An 18,979-nucleotide genomic window follows, 5' to 3' on the forward strand; every position below is an offset into this window, starting at 1 on the left:
CGATGGCATCAAACCCCGACGCGCTGCTTCCTGCGCGCTTCGAGCTGCTGCCGGGACGCCTCGCGGACGCTCTCGCGCTCGCTGACCTGCGGCACGCCGACATCCCACCACGCGTCGCCGGGGGTCCAGGTGAAGGCGTCGGAGACGATGGTGAGCACCGTCGTGCGGTCCGTCGTCTTCGCCCATTCGACGGCCTCGCCGAGTTCCGCGAGGCTCTCGACGTGGCGTGCCAGCGCGCCCATGGACTGGGCGTGCGCGGCGAAGTCGACGGGAAACGGATCCCTGACGCGGCAATCCCTGATCAGATTGTTGAACGACGCACCGCCCTTGGCGTTCTGAAGGCGGTTGATGACGGCGTAGCCGCCGTTGTCGCAGACGATGAGAATGAACTTGTGCCCGGCCAGCACCGATGAATAGATTTCGGAGTTCATCATCATGTACGTGCCGTCGCCGATCATGACGATGGGTGTCCGCGTGGGATCGGCCATGGCCGCGCCCCAGCCGGCCGGGATCTCGTAGCCCATGCACGAGAAGCCGAACTCGCAGTCGAATGTGTTGGGGGTCTTCACGCGCCAGTTCTTCACCACCTCGCCCGGCAGTCCGCCCGCCGCCGTGATGAGCAGGTCGCGCTCGCCCGCGTGGGCGTTGACGACACCCACGACCTGCGCATAGGTCGGCACGGGCTCGTTGGTCGGCCGCTGGTAATCGTCGAGCGCCTCGTTCCAGCGCGCGAATTCCTCGCGCCCCTTGCGCGTCCAGCCGGCATCGGCCCGCCAGTCGCCGATGGCGGCATCGAGTTCCGTGACGGTTTCGAGCGCGTCGCCCACCACCGCCAGCGCCCGGTGCTTGGTAGCGTCCCACCGCGCCGCGTTGATCGACAGGAAGCGGGCGTCTGGGGCGAAGGCGGACCACGATCCGGTGACGAAGTCCATCAGCCGCGTGCCGACCGCGATCACGACGTCGGCCTCGGCTGCCAGCGCGTTGGCGGAGGTCGAACCCAGAATGCCGACGGGGCCGACATGGGCGGGATGCTCATGAATGACGGCGCCCTTGCCGGCGATGGTTTCGGATAGCGGAATGCCGTGCCTGTCGGCGAAATCGGCGAGCGCCTGCTCCGCCCCCGAGTAGCGCACGCCGCCGCCCGAGATGATGAGCGGGCGCTTCGCCGATTTCAGCAGCTCGGCGGCCTCGGCGAGACGCTTCCGGTCCGGGCGGGGACGGGGAACGGCGTGGATCGTCTCCTCGAAGAAGGCTTCAGGGTAGTCCCAGGCGATCTCCTGCACGTCCTGCGGCAGGGCGATGAACGCGGGGCCGCAGTCGGCGGGATCGAGCATCGTCGCCACCGCCTGGGGCAGCGAGGAAATGATCTGCTCGGGATGGGTGATGCGGTCCCAGTAGCGGGCCACCGCCTTGAAGGCGTCGTTGACGTTGATCGTGGGATTGCCGAAATGCTCGACCTGCTGCATCACCGGGTCGGGACGGCGATTGACGAAGGTGTCGCCGGCGAGGAGCAGCACGGGCAGACGGTTGGAATGCGCGACTCCGGCCGCCGTCACCATGTTCAGCGCGCCGGGACCGATGGAGGTCGCCGCGACCATGATCTGCCGGCGGCGTTTTGCCTTGGCGAAACCGATCGCAGCCAGCGCCATCGCCTGCTCGTTCTGCGCCCGCCATGTCGGCAGCCTGTCCTGCACCGCCTCGAGCGCTTCCGACAGGCAGGTGACGTTGCCGTGGCCGAAAATGGCGAAGACGCCGGGAAACAGCGGGACTTTCTCTCCGTCGATAAGGGTATGTTGGGCGCAGAGATAACGCACCAGGGCTTGCGCCATGGTGAGACGAACCGTTGACATGAAATGGTCCCTCCCAGGATCGTCGGCATTCTTGACTGTCGGCATCCTTCCCGGTGCCCCTGTTCTGAAATTTATATTGCCGATATTATAATTTCGCAACAAAAATTGCAATAGTGGACATAAATTTTATAACCATTTGAAATATATGATTCAATTTCCCCTCTTGCGCAGCATGGCCTCGGTCACGGTGGGGATGCGCGGCGTCTGACCCGTGTTCGGATGGAGCCGGATGGCGGTCGCGGTGGCGATGGACTGGATGAGACACATCGGCGCCGCCAGCGAGCGGGAGAAAGTGTACTCGTCCTCCGCGATCGTGAACAGCACCTCGGCGTCCTTGGCGAGCGGCGACAGCTGGCTGTCGGTGAGCGCGATCAGCGGAATATCGCGGGCGGCGGCCGAATCGGCGATGGTCACGACCTCCTTGGCATAGTGCCGGAACGCGATGGCGACGAGCACGTCCCGCTGCGTCATCGTCGCCGCCATTTCCGTGGCGAGCCCGCCGGAGGGGTCGAGCAGCACGACGCGGCGCTGCAGCATGGTCAAGAGATAGCGCATGAGCGAGGCGATCGGCTCGGAGCGCAACTGCCCGGCGATATAGACCGTGTCAGCCCCGGCCAGCAGCGCCGCCGCCCGCTGGAGATCGTCCTCGCCCACGGTTTCCAGCAGGTCTTGCAAGGCGGCGATGTCCCGCACGACCAAGGCGTGGAGGTGGCTAGCGCAGCCCGTGCCGGCGTAACGCGACAGCTCGCCCTCCAGCGCTCGGATACGCTCCTGGAAGCCGGGGGCGGCGGTGGCGATGCGGGTCTGGAACACCACCTGCATGGGTTTGAAGCCGGAGAAGCCGAAATGCTGCGCGAAACGCACGAGGCTCGACGAATGGGTGCCGCACTTGGCGGCGAGCGCGTTGATCGATTCGAGCGCCACGCTGTTCGGGTTCTGCGTCAGGAAGCGGGCGATCTGCTGGAAACCGGCGGACAGCCGGGGGTACTCCTCCGTGATCAGATTGACGATGCCCTCGTAATTGTCGGGCACCTGCCCTGTGATCTTCGGCCTTTGTCGGGACATGCATGTTCTCCGGGTGTGTCTTGTTCTCCAGATGCGTCTTGCGGCCGGCCGTCGTTTCCGGACCGCCGCGCCTTGCCGCATCGGTCGTTGCGGGAAACGGCTTGACAAGGAAAAATAATTGCGAAATTAATTATGCAACAATTTTTGTTGCGCTTCGCCGTGTCAATCGCGTCATGTCAATCGCGCGTCGTCGGCGGCGACAGGGGCGCAAGCCCACTGAGGGTGGGTAACCGTCAAAGATTTCATTGTGTTCAAGCCCGATTCCAGTGCGCCTCGAAATGAGTCCCGCATTGAATCTAGCCGCACGACAAAGAAACGCAACAAAAGTTGCAACATCGCCGGCCTGGCACGGGCCGATCCAGGGTGAGGAAACAGACATGTACGAGAGTTTCGGGCTTTTCATCGGCGGCGGCTGGCGCGCCGAGGGCAGCGGAGGCGTCATCGAGGTGGAGGATCCGGCGACGGGATCCGGCATCGGTTCTGTTCCTGCGGCCGGCGTCGCGGAGGTCGAGGAGGCCATCGGGCTGGCCGAGGCCGCGCTCAAGGTCTGGCGCTCGACCCCCGGGTGGACGCGGGCGGACGCGCTGCACGGGATCGCCGACCGGATGGTCGCGCGGGCGGACGAAGCGGCGCGCATCATCACGCTGGAGACGGGCAAGCCGCTGGCCCAGTCGCGGCGCGAATGGGGGCTGTCGACGGACCAGTTCCGCTGGTACGCCGAGGAAGCCCGCCGCATCTACGGGCGCATCGTGGAAAGCCGTGCGCCGGGCGGGCGCATCGAGGTGCTGCACGAGCCCGTCGGCGTCGTCGCTGCCTTCACGGCGTGGAATTTCCCTGCCGTGCTGGTGGCGCGCAAGATCGCGCCGGCGCTGGCGGCAGGTTGCAGCATCATCGTCCGGCCGTCGAGCGAGACGCCCGGCAGCGCCATGATCATCGTCGACTGCGTGCGCGAGGCCGGCATTCCCGCGGGGGTCGTCAATCTCGTCGCCGGGCCGACGTCCGCCACCTATGAACCGCTCATCGCCTCACCCGTGGTCCGCAAGGTCACGCTCACCGGCTCCACCGCGGTGGGCCAGCGGATGATCCGCGATTCGGCGGCGACGGTGAAGCGCCTCAGCATGGAGCTCGGCGGCAACGCGCCGCTCGTCGTGTTCGACGATGCCGATTTCGACACGCTGCTCGATCTCGCGGTGCCGACGAAATACGCCAACGCGGGACAGGTCTGCGTCAGCCCCGACCGCTTCTTCATCCACGAGTCGCTCTACGACCGGTTCGCCGAGGAGTTCGCGCACCGCGCGGCGGCGCTGAAGCTCGGCCACGGCCTCGACGAGACATCCCAGATGGGACCCATCATCAATCTGCGCCGGCTCGAAGCCATCGAGGGCGTGGTGGCGGAGGCGCAGAAGCGCGGCGCCAGGCTTCTCACCGGCGGCAAGCGGCCGCAGGACGGCAGCGGCGGCTACTTCTTCGAGCCAACGGTGCTGAAGGACGTGCCGGACGCCGCGCAGGCGCTCGCCGAGGAGAACTTCGGTCCGATCGCCGCGATCACGTCCTTCAGCCGGCCGGACGAAGTCTACGAGCGGGCGAATGCGGGCGGTTTCGGCCTCGCGGCCTATGTCTTCACCCGGAGCGCGAGCCGCGCGCGGGAGGCGGTGGCAAACATCGAGTCCGGCATGGTGGGCGTCAACAGCTTTGCGCTGGCGGCGGCCGAGGCGCCGTTCGGCGGCATCAAGCTCAGCGGCATGGGCCGGGAAGGCGGCAGCGAGGGAATCCACGATTTCCTGAATATCAAGCTGTCGCAGGTCGCATTCTGAGGGGCGCGCTCATGTTCAGGAATCCGATCCGGGAAAAATGGGCGGCCGGCCGGGCAGTCGCCAACGGCTGGCTGTCCATCGCATCGCCCTTCGTGGCGGAAATCATGGCGGCCCAGGGGTATGACTCCGTCACCATCGACCTGCAGCACGGCTTCGTCGGCTTCGAGGCGGCCGGCACGATGTTCCAGGCCATGCGCGGCAGCAGCGCGGCGCTGATGGCGCGCGTGCCGTGGCTCGATCCGGCCGATATCATGAAGGTGCTGGACGCCGGCGCGCACGGTGTCATCTGCCCCATGATCAATACGCCGGAGGATGCGGCGCGGCTCGTGTCCTACGTGCGCTATCCCCCAGCGGGTGTGCGCTCCTTCGGGCCGACGCGGGCGGTGTTCGCGGCGGGCAGCGACTATGGCCAGCATGCCGACCGCGAGATCGTCTGCTTCGCCATGATCGAGACGCGGGAAGCGGTCGCCAACCTGGAGGCGATCGTCGCGACGCCGGGCCTCGACGGGGTCTATATCGGGCCGGCCGACCTCACGCTGGGGCTGACGGGGCGCAAGTACCGCACCGGCTTCGACCGGGAGGAGCCCGAGGTCGTGGACGCGATCCGGCACGTCCTCGACACGGCGCACGCCGCCGGCATCCGCGCCGGCCTGCACAACGGCTCCGCCGAATATGCCGGCAAGGCGGTGGGCTGGGGCTTCGACCTCGTCACCATTTCCAACGATGTCCGCCTGCTGGCGAGCGCCGCCGAGGCGAGCCTCGCCACGTTCCGCCGCAGCGTGGAAGGGCACGAGGCGGCGGACGTCTCCCGCCGACCGACCGAGGGGGGATACTGATATGCCTCATGTTCTTGTTGCGGGCCGCATCCACGATGCGGGTATCGAGCGGCTGCGCCGGGCGCCGGGCTTCACCCTCCAGGTTGTCGACGAGGTCTCGACCGAGGCCTTCGCGCCCCATGTCGGCGCGGCGGACGCCCTTCTCGTCCGCACCCAGCCGCTGCCCGCGAGCGTCATAGCCCGGGCGCCGGCTTTGAAGATCGTCTCGCGGCACGGCGTCGGCTACGATTCCGTCGACGTGGCGGCGCTCAACGCGCGCGGCATCGCGCTCGCCATCGTCGGCGACGTGAATTCGATCTCCGTCGCCGAGCATACGCTCATGCTGATGCTGGCCATCGCCCATCGCACGATAGCCTATGACGCGGCCACGCGGGCGGGGCAGTGGTCGTTCCGCAATACGTTCCAGGCAACGGAACTGTTCGGCAAGACGGTACTCGTCGTGGGTTACGGGCGCATCGGCCGGGCGGTTGCCCGGCTGTGCGCGGCCTTCGGCATGAGCGTCTGCGTCCACGACCCCTTCGTCGACGCTGCGTGTGTGAAGGCGGACGGCTTTTGCGCCGTCCGGGATCTCGCCGCCTCCCTGGACGAGGCGGACGTGGTGACGCTGCATGTGCCGTTTTCCGGCGGCGGGCCGCTGCTCGGCGCGCGCGAGCTCGCGCTCACCAAACGCGGGGCCGTCGTCATCAACACCGGAAGAGGCGGACTGATCGATGAGGACGCGCTCGCCGACGCCCTGACCGTCGGCCATGTCCGCGGAGCCGGTCTCGACGTGTTCTCGACCGAGCCGCCCGATGCGGCAAGCCCCCTGCTCGCCTCCGACCGCGTGGTGCTCAGCCCGCATTCGGCCGGCCTGACGGTGGAATGCGCCGAGCGGATGGCCATCGCGGCGGCGGAAAACATCATCAACTTCTTCGACGGCAGCCTCGATCCCGCCCTCGTCGTCAATCACGCGGCCATCGGCGCGAGAAACCGGCAAACGGCGCGTGCCTGAGCGGCCGGTCGTGTCCGTTTCGGACAAAGGCCGCGGGAACGACAAGCAGATCATGGGGAGAAACGGAAAATGGTACGCATCGCCGTCCTCGGCGCGGGACGCATCGGACGAATCCATGCCGGAAATGCCGCGGGAAATCCGCAGGCGACGCTCATCACGATAGCCGATCCGTTCGGGACGGCGGCGGCGGACCTCGCGGCGCAGTTGTCGGCCGAGCCCTCGCTCGATCCGCTGCGGACGATCGAGCGCGAGGATGTCGACGCAGTCGTGATCGGCACGCCCACCGATACGCACGTCGACCTGCTGCTTCATGCTGTGCGCCACGGCAAGGCCGTGTTGTGCGAGAAGCCGATCGACCTCGATCTCGCCCGCGTGGACGAAGCCGTGGCCGAGGTCGCTCGCCTCAACGGCCGGGTTATGCTGGCGTTCAACCGGCGCTTCGACCCGAGCAGCCGGGAGTTGCGCAAGGCCATCGACGCCGGCGACATCGGCGAGGTGCGGCAGGTCGTCATCACGAGCCGCGATCCCGGCCTGCCGCCGGAAGGTTACCTGCGCTCGTCCGGCGGCATCTTTCGCGATATGACCATCCACGATTTCGACATGGCGCGCTGGCTGCTGGGCGAGGAGCCGGTGGAGGTCTCGGCGATCGGCAGCCGCCTCGTCGACCCTGCGCTGATGGCCGCCGTCGACGATTACGATACGGTGATGGTGCAACTGCGCACGGCCTCGGGCCGCCAATGCCACATCAACAATTGCCGTGAGGCCGTCTACGGCTACGATCAGCGGTTCGAGATCTTCGGCTCGCGGGGCGCGGTGTTCAACGAGAACCTGCGGCCGACCACCGTGCGGCGCTGGACCCGCGACGCGACCGACGCGCGGGCGCCGCTGCTGAACTTCTTCCTGGAGCGTTATGCGGATGCCTACCGGGCGGAGATGGACGCCTTCGTGGACGCCGTCGCGCACGATCGGCCGTTGCCGGTGACGCCCCATGACGGGCGTCAGGCGCTGCTGCTGGCCGACAGGGCGCTGGAGTCGCTGCGGACCGGCAGGACCGTGGCCGTCTGAGGGAGAACACCATGCGTTCCGAAATAGGCGTCGGCATCATCGGCACCGGCTTCATGGGCAAGGCGCACGCCTTCGCCTATCGGTCTGTGGCGTCCCATTTCCCCGAAAGCGCCGTGCCGGTGCTCGAGGTCGTCGCGGATGTCAACGGGGCGGCGGCGGAGGAGGCGAAGGCGCAGTTCGGCTTTCGCCGCGCCACGACGGACTGGCGCGACCTCGTCGCCGATCCCGCTGTCGCGATCGTGTCGATCACCGCGCCCAACGCCCTTCACCGCGAAATCGCGCTGGCGGCGGCAAAGGCGGGCAAGCACATCCATTGCGAAAAGCCGCTCGCCCCGGATGCGCGGGCGGCACGCGACATGGTCGAGGCCGCGGATGCGGCGGGCATCGTCACGCAGGCCGGCTTCAACTATCTGCAAAACCCGCTCATCAAGCTCGCGCGCGACATGATCGCGGGCGGGGAGCTCGGCGAGATCACGTCGTTTCGCGGCATTCATGCCGAGGACTACATGGCCGACCCCGACGCGCCGTGGACGTGGCGGCTCGACCCCGCCGGCGGCGGCGGGGCGGTCGCCGATCTCGGCAGCCACATCATCGCGATGGCGCGGTTCCTCGTCGGCGAGATCACCCACGTGAACGCCGATCTGGAGACCGCGATCGCGAGCCGTCCCGTGGCTCCGGGCGCAACGGAAAGGCGGGCTGTGGAGGTCGACGACATCGCCCGTCTCACGCTGCGCTTCGCGCGCGGCTGCGGCGGTCATGTCGAGGCCAACTGGGTGGCGACGGGGCGCAAGATGCACCTCGCCTTCGAGGTCGCGGGCAGCAAGGGGGCGCTCGTCTTCACCCAGGAGCGCCTCAACGAGCTGCACTTCTACCGCGTCGGCACTGACGCGCGGCACGCCGGGTTCACGCGCATCGAGGCAGGTCCCCAGCATGCGCCCTATGGCCGCTTCTGCGTGGCGCCCGGCCACCAGCTCGGCTTCAACGACCTCAAGGTGATCGAGGTGGCGGTATTCCTTGAGGCCATCGCCGGGCAGGAGGCCGTCGGGCCGGACTTCCGCGAGGCGTGGGAAATCCAGAAGGTCATCGACACCGCGATCCGCTCCTCCGGCAGCCGCTCTTCCTCCGGCGGCTCCTCCTCCGGCAACTCTTCCTCCGTTGGCTCTTGGCAGGCAGTTTCCTGAAGGCGGTGGCGAGATGAGCGAGAAAAAGCCTCCCGCTTCCGCCCCGCCGGCTTCGCTGCGCAGTGACCGGTGGTTCGCATCCGACGACCTGCGCGGCTTCGGCCATCGCTCCCGCATCATGCAGATGGGCTACGCGCCCGAGGACTGGGCGGGCAGGCCGGTCATCGCCATCCTGAACACGTGGTCGGACATCAATCCGTGCCACGCGCATTTCAAGACGCGGGTGGAGGACATCAAGCGCGGCGTGTTTCAGGCCGGCGGCTTTCCGATCGAGCTGCCGGCGCTGTCGCTGTCCGAAAACTTCGTCAAGCCGACGACGATGCTCTACCGCAACATGCTGGCGATGGAGGCGGAGGAACTCATCCGCTCGCATCCGGTCGACGGCGTGGTGCTGATGGGCGGCTGCGACAAGACGACGCCCGGCCTCATCATGGGCGCGACCAGCGCCGGCCTGCCGGCGATCTACGTTCCCGCCGGCCCCATGCTGCGCGGCAACTGGAAGGGCAGGGTGCTCGGCTCCGGCTCAGACGCCTGGAAATACTGGGACGAACGGCGCGCCGGCACCATCACCGATCAGGACTGGCTCAACATCGAAGGCGGCATCGCGCGCAGCCACGGCCATTGCATGACCATGGGCACGGCGGCGACCATGACGGCCATCGCGGAAGCCATCGGCATGACCTTGCCCGGCGCCTCGTCCATCCCGGCGGCGGACGTCAACCATATCCGCATGTGCGCCGCCGCCGGCCGGCGGATCGTCGAGATGGTGCGCGAGGACCTGCGGCCCGCCGCGATCCAGACCCGCAACGCTTACTTGAACGCCATCGCGACGGCCATGGCGATGGGGTGCTCGACGAATGCCGTCATCCACGTCATCGCCATGGCGCGGCGCGCCGGGCACGACATCTCGCTCGACGACTTCGACGCCATGAGCCGCAAGGTGCCGGTGATCGCCAACATCAGGCCGAGCGGCGATACCTACCTGATGGAGGATTTCTACTATGCGGGCGGCTTGCGCGCGCTGATGAAGCGGATCGCGCCGCATCTCCTCCTCGAGGAAATGACCGTGAGCGGCCGGACGCTGGGCGAGACCATCGCGGATGCGGAAGTCTACGACGACGACGTGATCCGCCCGCTGGAGCGGCCGATCTACGCCGAGGGCGCGCTCGCGGTGCTCAAGGGGAACCTGGCCGAGAACGGCTGCGTCATCAAGCCGAGCGCCTGCGCGCAGCGTTTCCTGCAGCATACCGGCCCCGCTCTCGTGTTCGACGACTATCCGTCGATGAAGGCCGTCATCGACAGCGACGACCTCGACGTGACGGAAGACCATGTGCTGGTGCTGCGCAACGCCGGCCCGCAGGGCGGACCCGGCATGCCGGAATGGGGCATGCTGCCCATCCCCAGGAAGCTCGTGCGCCGGGGCGTGCGGGACATGGTGCGGCTGTCGGATGCGCGCATGAGCGGCACGAGCTATGGCGCGTGCATCCTGCACGTCTCGCCGGAGGCCTACATCGGCGGCACGCTGGCGCTGGTGCGCACCGGCGACCTCATCACCGTCGATGTTCCGCACCGCCGCATCCACCTCGACGTCGGCGAGGCGGAGCTCGCCGCGCGCCGGGAGGCGCTGGCGCCGCAACCGCCGCGTTTCGGCAGAGGCTACGGCTATATGTTCACCCGTCACATCCTGCAGGCGGACCGGGGATGCGACTTCGACTTCCTGGAAACCGGCTTCGGACCCGCGACGGGCGAACCGGCCATCTTCTGACCACCCGCAGCCGCGCCGGGCGGAAACGAATAAAAATTGCATATAATTAAATATTGCAATTTTTGTTGCGAAATGGCATGGCTTTCGGATAAGCTGCGCATACCGGCCGTGCTGGCGCTCGGTTTCCGGACCCGAGAGCGGGAAGGCGGAACGTATTCCCCCCGCTCCGGGCAAGAGCAGCCACTCCAAAGACAACGACGGCTTGTAGACCGGGAGGATACTGACAATGAAGAAGCTGTTGATGGGCATCGCGATCGCCGCACTGTCGGCCGGCATCGCCCAAGCCAAGAACATCGGCATCAGCATGTCGCTGTTCGACGATAACTTTCTGACGGTGCTGCGCCACAACATGCAGGACTATGCCAAGACGCTCGACGGCGTCACGGTGCAGGCGGAAGATGCGCAGGGCGACATCTCGCGCCAGCAGAGCCAGATCGAGAACTTTCTGGCCTCTGGCGTGGACGGCATCGTCGTGATGCTCGTGGATGCCGATTCCGGCCCCGCGATCTCGGCCGCGGCGGCGCGCGCGGGCGTGCCGCTCGTCTTCGTCAACATGTCGCCGACGGGTGTCGACAACCTGCCGCCGAACCAGGCATGGGTCGGGTCGGACGAGATCCAGGCCGGCACGCTCCAGGTGCAGGAGGTTTGCCGCCGGCTTGGCGGCGAGGGCGAGGCCGTCATCCTCATGGGCCAGCTCGGCACCACGGGCCAGCGCGGCCGCACCCAGGCGGCCCACGACGTGCTGGCCACGGACGAATGCAAGGGGATCAAGGTCCTCGCCGAGCAGACCGGCAACTGGATGCGCACCCCGGGCATGGACATCATGACCAACTGGATCACGTCCGGCCTGAAACCCGACGCCGTGATCGCCAACAACGACGAGATGGCGCTCGGGGCGATCCAGGCGCTCAAGGCCGCCGGCGTTTCGCTGGACGAGGTCCTGGTCGCGGGGGTGGATGCGACGCGCGACGCGCTGCAGGCCATCCAGAGCGGCGACCTCGACGTCACCGTCTTCCAGAACGCCCGCGAGCAGGGGATCGGCGCCATCGATACCGTGCTCAAGCTCGCCAACGGCGAGAGCGTCGAGCAGAAGAATGTCGTTCCGTTCGAACTCGTCACCTCGGACAATCTGCAGGACTACCTCACGCGCAACTGAGGCGTGAGCGCATCCGCCCGCATGCACGCAGGCGGATGCGGCCAGCGGCTCGATCCGCGACGCAAGGCCGAAGGGAAGGAAACGGTCCATGATCTCGAACAGGACGCTGGAGGCTGTCAAAGCCTATACGCAGGGCGCGGGAGATGACCTGCTCGTCGTCGAGGGCATCCGGAAGGAATTTCCCGGCGTCGTGGCGCTCGACGAGGTGCGGTTCAGGCTCAGGCGCGGCACCGTTCATGCGCTGATGGGCGAGAACGGCGCCGGAAAATCGACCCTGATGAAGATCATCGCCGGGATTTACACGCCGGATCGGGGCCATATCTACCTGCGCGGGGAGGAAGTCACGCTGGATTCGCCCCTCGAGGCGTTGGAGCACGGCATCGCCATGATCCATCAGGAACTCAACCTGATGCAGTTCATGACGGTGGCGGAAAACATCTGGATTCGCCGCGAGCCGAAAAACCGCTTCGGATTGATCGATCATCGCCGCATGAGCCGGATGACCCGCGAGCTGTTCGAGCGTCTCCATATCAACATCGACCCCGATGCGGAGGTGCGCAGGCTTTCAGTCGCCTCGCGACAGATGGTCGAGATCGCCAAGGCCGTGAGCTACCAGAGCGACGTGCTCATCATGGACGAGCCCACCAGCGCGCTGACGGAAACCGAGGTCGAGCATCTGTTCGACATCATCCGCAAGCTGCGCGCGGAGGGCAAGGGCATCGTCTACATCACCCACAAGATGAACGAGCTCTTCGAGATCGCCGACGAGTTCTCGGTGTTTCGCGACGGCACCTACGTGGCGACGCACGACAGCGCCGACGTCACGCGCGACGACATCATCAGGATGATGGTCGGGCGCGAGATCACCGACATGTTTCCCAAGGAGACGGCCGAGATCGGCGACGTCGTGCTGTCCGTGGACCGGCTGACGCTCGACGGCGTGTTCCATGACATCAGCTTCGACGTGCGGGCGGGGGAAATCCTCGGCGTCGCGGGTCTCGTCGGATCCGGCCGCTCCAACGTGGCGGAAGCGCTCTTCGGCGTGACGCCGGCGACCTCCGGCAGCATCCGCATCCGGGGCAGGGAGACGGCCATCCGCAGCCCGCAAGACGCAATGCGCAGCGGCATGGCCTTTCTCACCGAGGATCGCAAGGAAACCGGCTGCTTTCTCATTCTCAGCGTTCTCGAAAACATGCAGATCGCCGCCCTGCACAACGCCCATGTGCGCGGCGGCTTCGTCGATCAGCCGGCCGTCACCAGGCTGTGCGAGGACATGCGCGGCCTGTTGCGGATCAAGACGCCCGGCCTGCACGAGCGCATCGAGAACCTGTCCGGCGGCAACCAGCAGAAGGCGCTGATCGCGCGCTGGCTGCTCATCAAACCGTCCATTCTCATTCTCGACGAGCCGACGCGCGGCATCGATGTCGGCGCCAAAGCCGAAATTCATCGCCTGATCAGCCAGCTCGCGGGCCAGGGCGTCGCCATCATCATGATCAGTTCGGAACTGCCCGAGGTGCTCGGCATGTCCGACCGCATCATGGTGATGCACGAGGGCCATGCAACGGGAATCATCGGCCGCGACGAGGCCGACCAGGTCAGGGTCATGGAGCTGGCGGCGAAATAGCGTCAAGCCCGCGCGGCGCATGAGCGACATCCGTTCGGGATCGGTCGAAGACCGGGACCGATGGTATAAAATGTCAGGGAGTGAAACGGAATGTCCATCCAACAGATCAACACGGCCGTCGTGGCCGCGGACCGCTCCCGAAGGCGGTTGCCGCCCGAGCTGAACATTCTCTCCGTGCTGCTTGGCGTCGCCCTGGTTTTCGAAGTGTTGGGCTGGCTGCTGCAGGGGCAGAGCTTCCTGCTGAATCCGCAGCGTCTGACCATCATGATCCTGCAGGTGAGCGTGATCGGCATCATCGCGGTGGGGGTGACGCAGGTCATCATCACGGGCGGCATCGACCTGTCGTCCGGCTCCGTCGTCGCCATGTCGGCGATGGTGTCGATGAGCTTCGCCCAGATCGCCACCGACCGCGCGGTGTTTCCGGCGCTGACCGATCTGCCGGCGATCGTCCCCATCATGATCGGGCTGACCTGCGGATTGCTGGCCGGCCTCGTCAACGGCGCGCTGATCGCCTACACGGGGATTCCCCCGTTCATCGCCACGCTCGGCATGATGGTGACGGCGCGCGGTTTCGCCAAATGGTACACGAAGGGGCAGCCGATCTCCTTTCCGACGCCCGAGTTCGCCGCCATCGGCTCTGGCATCTGGCCCGTCGTCATCTTCCTCACCGTGGCGGTGATCTTCCACATCGCCTTGCGCTATACGCGCTACGGCAAGTTCACCTACGCGATCGGCGCCAACCCGCAGGCCGCGCGCGTGTCGGGCATCAACGTCCGCACCCATCTCGTGAAGGTTTATGCCATCGCCGGGCTGCTCGCGGGTCTTGCGGGCATCGTCACGGCGGCGCGCGCCCAGACGGCCCAGGCCGGCATGGGCATGATGTACGAGCTCGACGCCATCGCGGCGGCCGTGATCGGCGGCACGTCGCTCGCCGGCGGTGCCGGCCGGATCACGGGCACGGTGATCGGCACGCTGATCCTGGGGCTCATGACATCCGGATTCACCTTCCTGCGCATCGACGCCTATTACCAGGAGATCGTCAAGGGCGGCATCATCGTGGCCGCGGTCATCGCGGACGTCTACCGCCAGAAGAAGCGCTCGAAAGCGGCCTGAGCCCGCGGCGCGGCGGATGGGCCGGCTCTCTCGGCCGCGCGGGGTTGAATCGGCCGACCATATCGGCCATACCTTCGGGCTCGTACCAGTCTGCAACTGATATCGACGGGGCCATAGCCTGGGATGACCGGTGAAGGGACCAAGGGTTTTGTGCGCGTTGTCCGACGGGCATTCGGCAGGGTTGCGGCCGCGGTGGTGCCGCTTCCGCAAGGGCGGGATCGGCAAGGGCGCGCGCTTGTGTCGGGCGGCATCTTTTACCTTCTTGCTGTCGGCCTGATTGCTGTCGGCCTGGTTCTTGGCCTGGCTCAAGGGCCCGTGGCCGCGCAGCCGGTTCAGGAGGGCACGGCGCGGACCGTCACCGTCGGGCTCTACATCAGCCCGCCGTTCGTTACGGCAAGCGACGGCGTCTATTCGGGCATGGCCATCGATCTCTGGCAGGCCATCGCGACCCGCCTCGACATGGCGAGCCGTTACGAGGTCTATCCCACTTTCCGGGCGCTCATCGACGCGACCCGCGGCGGCAATATCGATATCGCCGTCACCAATCTGACGATCACGCGCGATCGCGCCGAGGTGGTTGCCTTCACGCAGCCGTGGTACGACGCGGGCTTGCGCATCATGGTGCCCGACGACGGCACGGGCGGTTTCTGGAACGTGGTGAACGCGCTCGGAAACGCCGGCCATCTGCAGGCCTACGCGCTCCTGCTGCTGGCAATCGCCGCCGGCACGGTCGCGCTCACGCTGCTCGACCGCCACTTCGATCCCAGCTTCCCCCGGCGCTGGCGGGACGGTCTCGCCGAGAGCCTGCACCATGTCGTGTCGATCGTCAGGTCCGGCAATACGACGCACAAGAACCTGTTCGGCTGGAAGGGGCGGGTGTTTTCCGTGATCTGGATGGTCTGCGGCGTCGCCGTCATTGCCTATATCACCTCGTCGGTGACGAGCGTGATGACGGCGCTGTCGCTCGAGCGGCAGATCAATTCGCTCGCCGACCTCCCTGGCCGGACGGTCGGTGTCTTCACCGGCAGCGTCGCGGAAGGCTATGTCACCGAACTGGGCATCGCCTCGCGCTCATATGCGGGCATCGAGGAGGCGGCCGCGGCGATCAGGGACGGATGGATCGACGCCGTGGTCGGCGATGCGCCCATTCTCGAATATCACGCCCACACTCATCCCGAGCAGAAGCTCGCGGTCGTGGGCAAGATCTTCCACCCTGACAAATACGGCTTCGCCTTTCCCCACGACAGCGATCTCGTCAGACCGGTGACGTTGCAGATTCTCGATCTGCATGAGGATGGAACGGTCGGCAAGCTGAGATCGACCTATTTCGGCAGCGCCCATTGACGTGAACGGCCGCGCGCCGGACGGGACGACGCCCTGCGTCGCCCCGCCCGTGCGCGGTGGTCAGACGCCCGGGTATTTGACGTTGCAGCCGTAGGGCCGCGTCACGGCCTGCTGGACGGGCTTGCCCTCGCTGACGGCGAGGAAGGCGTTGCGGAAAAGGGGCTCCGCCTTTTCGAGGTCCTCGATCCGGGTCGAGGCGATGCTGTCGATGCCGCCCATGTAGCGCAGCACGCCTTCCGCATCGATGACGTACATGTGCGGCGTCGTCTGCGCGTTGTAGGCGCGCCCGATGGTCCCTTCCGGATCGAGGATGATGCCGGTCGGCGCCGCGTCGCGGCTCGTGGTCAGTTCGTTGGCCGCGGCGGCGTCGACATACCCCTGCTCGCCGGGAGCCGAGGAGATGACGGAGAGCCACACCGCGCCCGTGGCCGTCACTTCCTTCTGCAGGTTCGGGATATTCGCGGAATTGTAGTGCTTGCGCACGAAGGGACAGTCGTGGTTCGTCCATTCCAGCACGACGACCTTGCCCTTCAGGCCCGCGAGATCCCGCGCGGTGCCGTTGGTGTCGGTCGCGTCGAAGGCGGGCGCCGGCTGGCCGATCTGAGGGGCGGCAAGCGCCGGCCCGCTGCGCAGCAGCGCGGCCCCGCCGACGGTGAGCGCGCCGAGGCCCGTCACGGTGCCGAGCAGCATGCTGCGGCGGTCGATCGCCGTCGTCCGGAGGAGGGGCGCGGGACGCTCAAGGGAAGGCTTGTTGCTCATGACGCAAGTCTCCTGTTTCGGGTTGGTTGGAGGATCAGTTGGTGACGGTCCGCCGGATCTCGTCCACGACGGCCGCTTCCGTCAGCACCGGCGGCAGTACGACGGGGTCCCGCCCATCCCCGGGATAGAGGGCATAGAAGGGCAGGCCGTCGCGGTTGAAGCTGCGCAGGAAGGCGGTGATCTCGGGATCCTGGTTGGTCCAGTCGCCCTTGAGATAGGTGATGTCGTGCGCGTCGAACGCCTGCTGGACAGCAGCGGTGGACAGCGTGGTGCGCTCGTTGACGAGGCAGGTGATGCACCATGCCGCCGTCATGTTGACGAAGACCGGCTTGCCCTCGTCGCGCAGCGCCGCGAACCGGGCGCTGCTGAACGGTTCCGCACCTGTGGCGGCCGTCGTCGCATTCGCCGGCGAAGCGGTGACGCCGTCGAGCTGCGGCAGCAGCGCCACGAGGCCGGCGACGGAGGCGACGGCAAGCCCGCGCGAGAACCAGTGCCGCCCGGTTCCGTGCTGGGCGATGCCGTAGGTCCAGGCGGCGAGGGCGACCAGCAGCGCGCCGGTGAGAGCGATCATCACCCCGAAATCGCCGGCCTGCTGCGTCAGCACCCACACGAGCCACGCCGCCGAGGCGTACATCGGGAAGGCCATGGCCTGACGCAGGCGCAGCATCCAGACGCCGGGGCGCGGCAGCAGGCGCGCCAGCCGCGGGAAGAGGCCGAGCAGCGCATAGGGCGCGGCGAGCCCGAGGCCCAGCGCCACGAAGAGCGCGATGCAGACGAGCGCCGGCGCGGTCAGCGCCGTGCCGATCGCCGCCCCCATGAAGGGCGCCGTGCAGGGCGTGGCCACGACGACCGCCAGAAGCCCGGTGAAGAAGCTGCCGGCGTGGCCGGGCGTGTGGGTAAGGCTCTGGCCGGCGCCGGTCAGGGTCAGGCCGATCTCGTAGACGCCGGAGAGGTTGAGGCCGATGGCCAGCATCAGCCAGGCCATCGCCGCCACGAACAGCGGCGACTGGAACTGGAAGCCCCAGCCGACGGCCTCGCCGCCCGCCCTGAGCGCCAGCAGGACGCCGGCGAGCGTCAGGAAGGCGGCGAGCACGCCGAGCGTATAGAAAAGTCCCGACAGCCTCACCTCGCGCAAGGCGCCGCCCGACAGCTTGGCGACCGACGTCGCCTTGATGGCGAGCACCGGAAAGACACAGGGCATGAGATTGAGGATCAGCCCGCCGAGAAAGGCAAAAGCCACCGCCTGCCAGAGCGGCAGGCTCTCCATGCCGCCCGCGGCCGCGTCGATCCCCGGCGCACCGGCCCCCGATGCGCCGGCGGCGGGCGTCATCTCGAACCAGCGCGTCTGCCCGCCGCCATCGGTGACGGCAAGCAGGCCGGCCACGTTGACCTGCGGCGTGAAGGCGAGGCCTTTTTCCATGGCGAGGCTCAGCCTGCCGTCTTCGACATCGAGCTGCTGCGCGGCGGCGTGAACGACGACGCCCCATTCCTCGGGATAGAAGAACGCCGATTTGACCGATGCCTCCGAAAGCCCTTCGCCCTCCACGGTCAGCGCGAGGGCCGGCCCCTCGTCCGCGAGGCTCGCCGACCACGGGCTCGCTACGGGCAGGCGCGCATCCGTCGCCGCGAAGGCGGCGGTGACGTCGTCGGCCGCCGGGACCGATGCCGCCGCAACCGGCAGGTCGAGACGGAAACTGCCGGATTCGGGAATGCACTCCTTCTCGCAGACGAGCCAGTTGGCCTCCGCCGCGATCGAAAAGGTCTCGCCGGGAGTGGCCGATTGCGGCACCGTCACCGTGATGGGCAGGACGATCTCGTTCTCGTAGCCGAAATTGCGCACCGGGCCGACCGAAATGCCATCGGGACCGGGCCAGGCGATTTCGCCCGCATTCGCGCCCTCCGGCAGGTCGAGGGCGATGTCAGGCGGCGCGCCGGCATCGCCGGGGTTCTTCCAGTAGGTGTGCCAGTGCGGCGCGAGTTTCTGGCGCAGCCCGATGCGGAAGCTCTGGCCGGGCGCCACGCTGTCATGATCGCTGATCAAGCTGACGGTGGCGCGCGGGCTGCTTTCCGCCGCGCTCTCCGCCGCGTTGCCGGCGGCAGAGAACGCCGTGAGGGCGATCACCGCCGCGAATGCGGCGAGCATGGAGAACCCCAGCCCTCGTCTTGCCGGGGTATGTCTTGCCGGGGTGTGTCTCGCCGGGGTGTGACGCGATGCATCATGGCAGTGCATTGCCTAACCTCTCGCCAGTATGCGGGTATGAAGTCCATCGGCATGTTGTGCGGCGCAAAGTAGCATATCGACGGCGCCATTTCCCCCGAATAGCGCCAGAGCGGCTTTCAAAAGATCGTAATTTGACCTCACAAGAAAGTGATATCGATGCTTAATCCATGTATTATTGCATAATATGCGGGCACA

14 protein-coding genes are annotated in these 18,979 nt (G+C 67.0%); 10 read left to right on the top strand and 4 right to left on the bottom strand.

The features are described 5' to 3' along the window. Positions 1-8: 8 nt before the first annotated feature. Positions 9-1,850, bottom strand: a complete 1,842-nt coding sequence (gene iolD, locus ACUSIJ_RS13190; protein ID WP_449308865.1) for a 3D-(3,5/4)-trihydroxycyclohexane-1,2-dione acylhydrolase (decyclizing) — start codon at positions 1,848-1,850, stop codon at positions 9-11. A gap of 150 nt (positions 1,851-2,000) precedes the next feature. Then, positions 2,001-2,915 (bottom strand): MurR/RpiR family transcriptional regulator, encoded by a 915-nt coding sequence (locus ACUSIJ_RS13195; protein WP_449308866.1) that lies wholly within the window; start codon positions 2,913-2,915, stop codon positions 2,001-2,003. Positions 2,916-3,292: 377 nt separating this feature from the next. Between ACUSIJ_RS13195 and ACUSIJ_RS13200 the strand changes: the two genes are divergently transcribed. The 10 genes from ACUSIJ_RS13200 (at position 3,293) to ACUSIJ_RS13245 (ending at position 15,804) form a co-directional block, all read left to right on the top strand. Then, positions 3,293-4,729 (top strand): NAD-dependent succinate-semialdehyde dehydrogenase, encoded by a 1,437-nt coding sequence (locus ACUSIJ_RS13200; protein ID WP_449308867.1) that lies wholly within the window; start codon positions 3,293-3,295, stop codon positions 4,727-4,729. A gap of 11 nt (positions 4,730-4,740) precedes the next feature. Continuing rightward, a complete protein-coding gene (locus tag ACUSIJ_RS13205) occupies positions 4,741-5,565 on the top strand; it encodes an HpcH/HpaI aldolase family protein (RefSeq protein WP_449308868.1) in 825 nt (274 codons plus the stop codon). A 1-nt stretch (position 5,566) separates the two neighbouring features. After that, positions 5,567-6,556: a hydroxyacid dehydrogenase gene (locus ACUSIJ_RS13210; RefSeq protein ID WP_449308869.1), complete on the top strand. Its 990-nt coding sequence runs from the start codon at positions 5,567-5,569 to the stop codon at positions 6,554-6,556. A 69-nt stretch (positions 6,557-6,625) separates the two neighbouring features. Continuing rightward, on the top strand, positions 6,626-7,621 hold the full coding sequence (gene iolG, locus ACUSIJ_RS13215; protein WP_449308870.1) for an inositol 2-dehydrogenase: 996 nt from the start codon (positions 6,626-6,628) through the stop codon (positions 7,619-7,621). Between the two features lie 11 nt (positions 7,622-7,632). Further along, positions 7,633-8,802 (top strand): Gfo/Idh/MocA family protein, encoded by a 1,170-nt coding sequence (locus ACUSIJ_RS13220; protein WP_449308871.1) that lies wholly within the window; start codon positions 7,633-7,635, stop codon positions 8,800-8,802. A gap of 13 nt (positions 8,803-8,815) precedes the next feature. Then, on the top strand, positions 8,816-10,567 hold the full coding sequence (gene araD / locus ACUSIJ_RS13225) for an L-arabinonate dehydratase (RefSeq protein WP_449308872.1): 1,752 nt from the start codon (positions 8,816-8,818) through the stop codon (positions 10,565-10,567). A gap of 226 nt (positions 10,568-10,793) precedes the next feature. After that, positions 10,794-11,723 (top strand): sugar ABC transporter substrate-binding protein, encoded by a 930-nt coding sequence (locus ACUSIJ_RS13230; protein WP_449308873.1) that lies wholly within the window; start codon positions 10,794-10,796, stop codon positions 11,721-11,723. A gap of 88 nt (positions 11,724-11,811) precedes the next feature. Next, positions 11,812-13,347, top strand: a complete 1,536-nt coding sequence (locus tag ACUSIJ_RS13235) for a sugar ABC transporter ATP-binding protein (protein WP_449308874.1) — start codon at positions 11,812-11,814, stop codon at positions 13,345-13,347. A 90-nt stretch (positions 13,348-13,437) separates the two neighbouring features. Next, a complete protein-coding gene (locus ACUSIJ_RS13240; RefSeq protein WP_449308875.1) occupies positions 13,438-14,460 on the top strand; it encodes an ABC transporter permease in 1,023 nt (340 codons plus the stop codon). A 123-nt stretch (positions 14,461-14,583) separates the two neighbouring features. Beyond that, entirely contained in the window at positions 14,584-15,804 is a 1,221-nt protein-coding gene (locus ACUSIJ_RS13245; RefSeq protein ID WP_449308876.1) for a transporter substrate-binding domain-containing protein, read from the top strand. Between the two features lie 60 nt (positions 15,805-15,864). Here ACUSIJ_RS13245 and ACUSIJ_RS13250 read toward each other — a convergent pair whose 3' ends face one another. Continuing rightward, on the bottom strand, positions 15,865-16,563 hold the full coding sequence (locus ACUSIJ_RS13250) for a redoxin domain-containing protein (protein ID WP_449308877.1): 699 nt from the start codon (positions 16,561-16,563) through the stop codon (positions 15,865-15,867). A gap of 34 nt (positions 16,564-16,597) precedes the next feature. Further along, on the bottom strand, positions 16,598-18,706 hold the full coding sequence (locus ACUSIJ_RS13255) for a protein-disulfide reductase DsbD family protein (RefSeq protein WP_449308878.1): 2,109 nt from the start codon (positions 18,704-18,706) through the stop codon (positions 16,598-16,600). Positions 18,707-18,979: the final 273 nt, after the last annotated feature.

The sequence above is a fragment of the Pseudochelatococcus sp. B33 genome, from assembly GCF_053570585.1.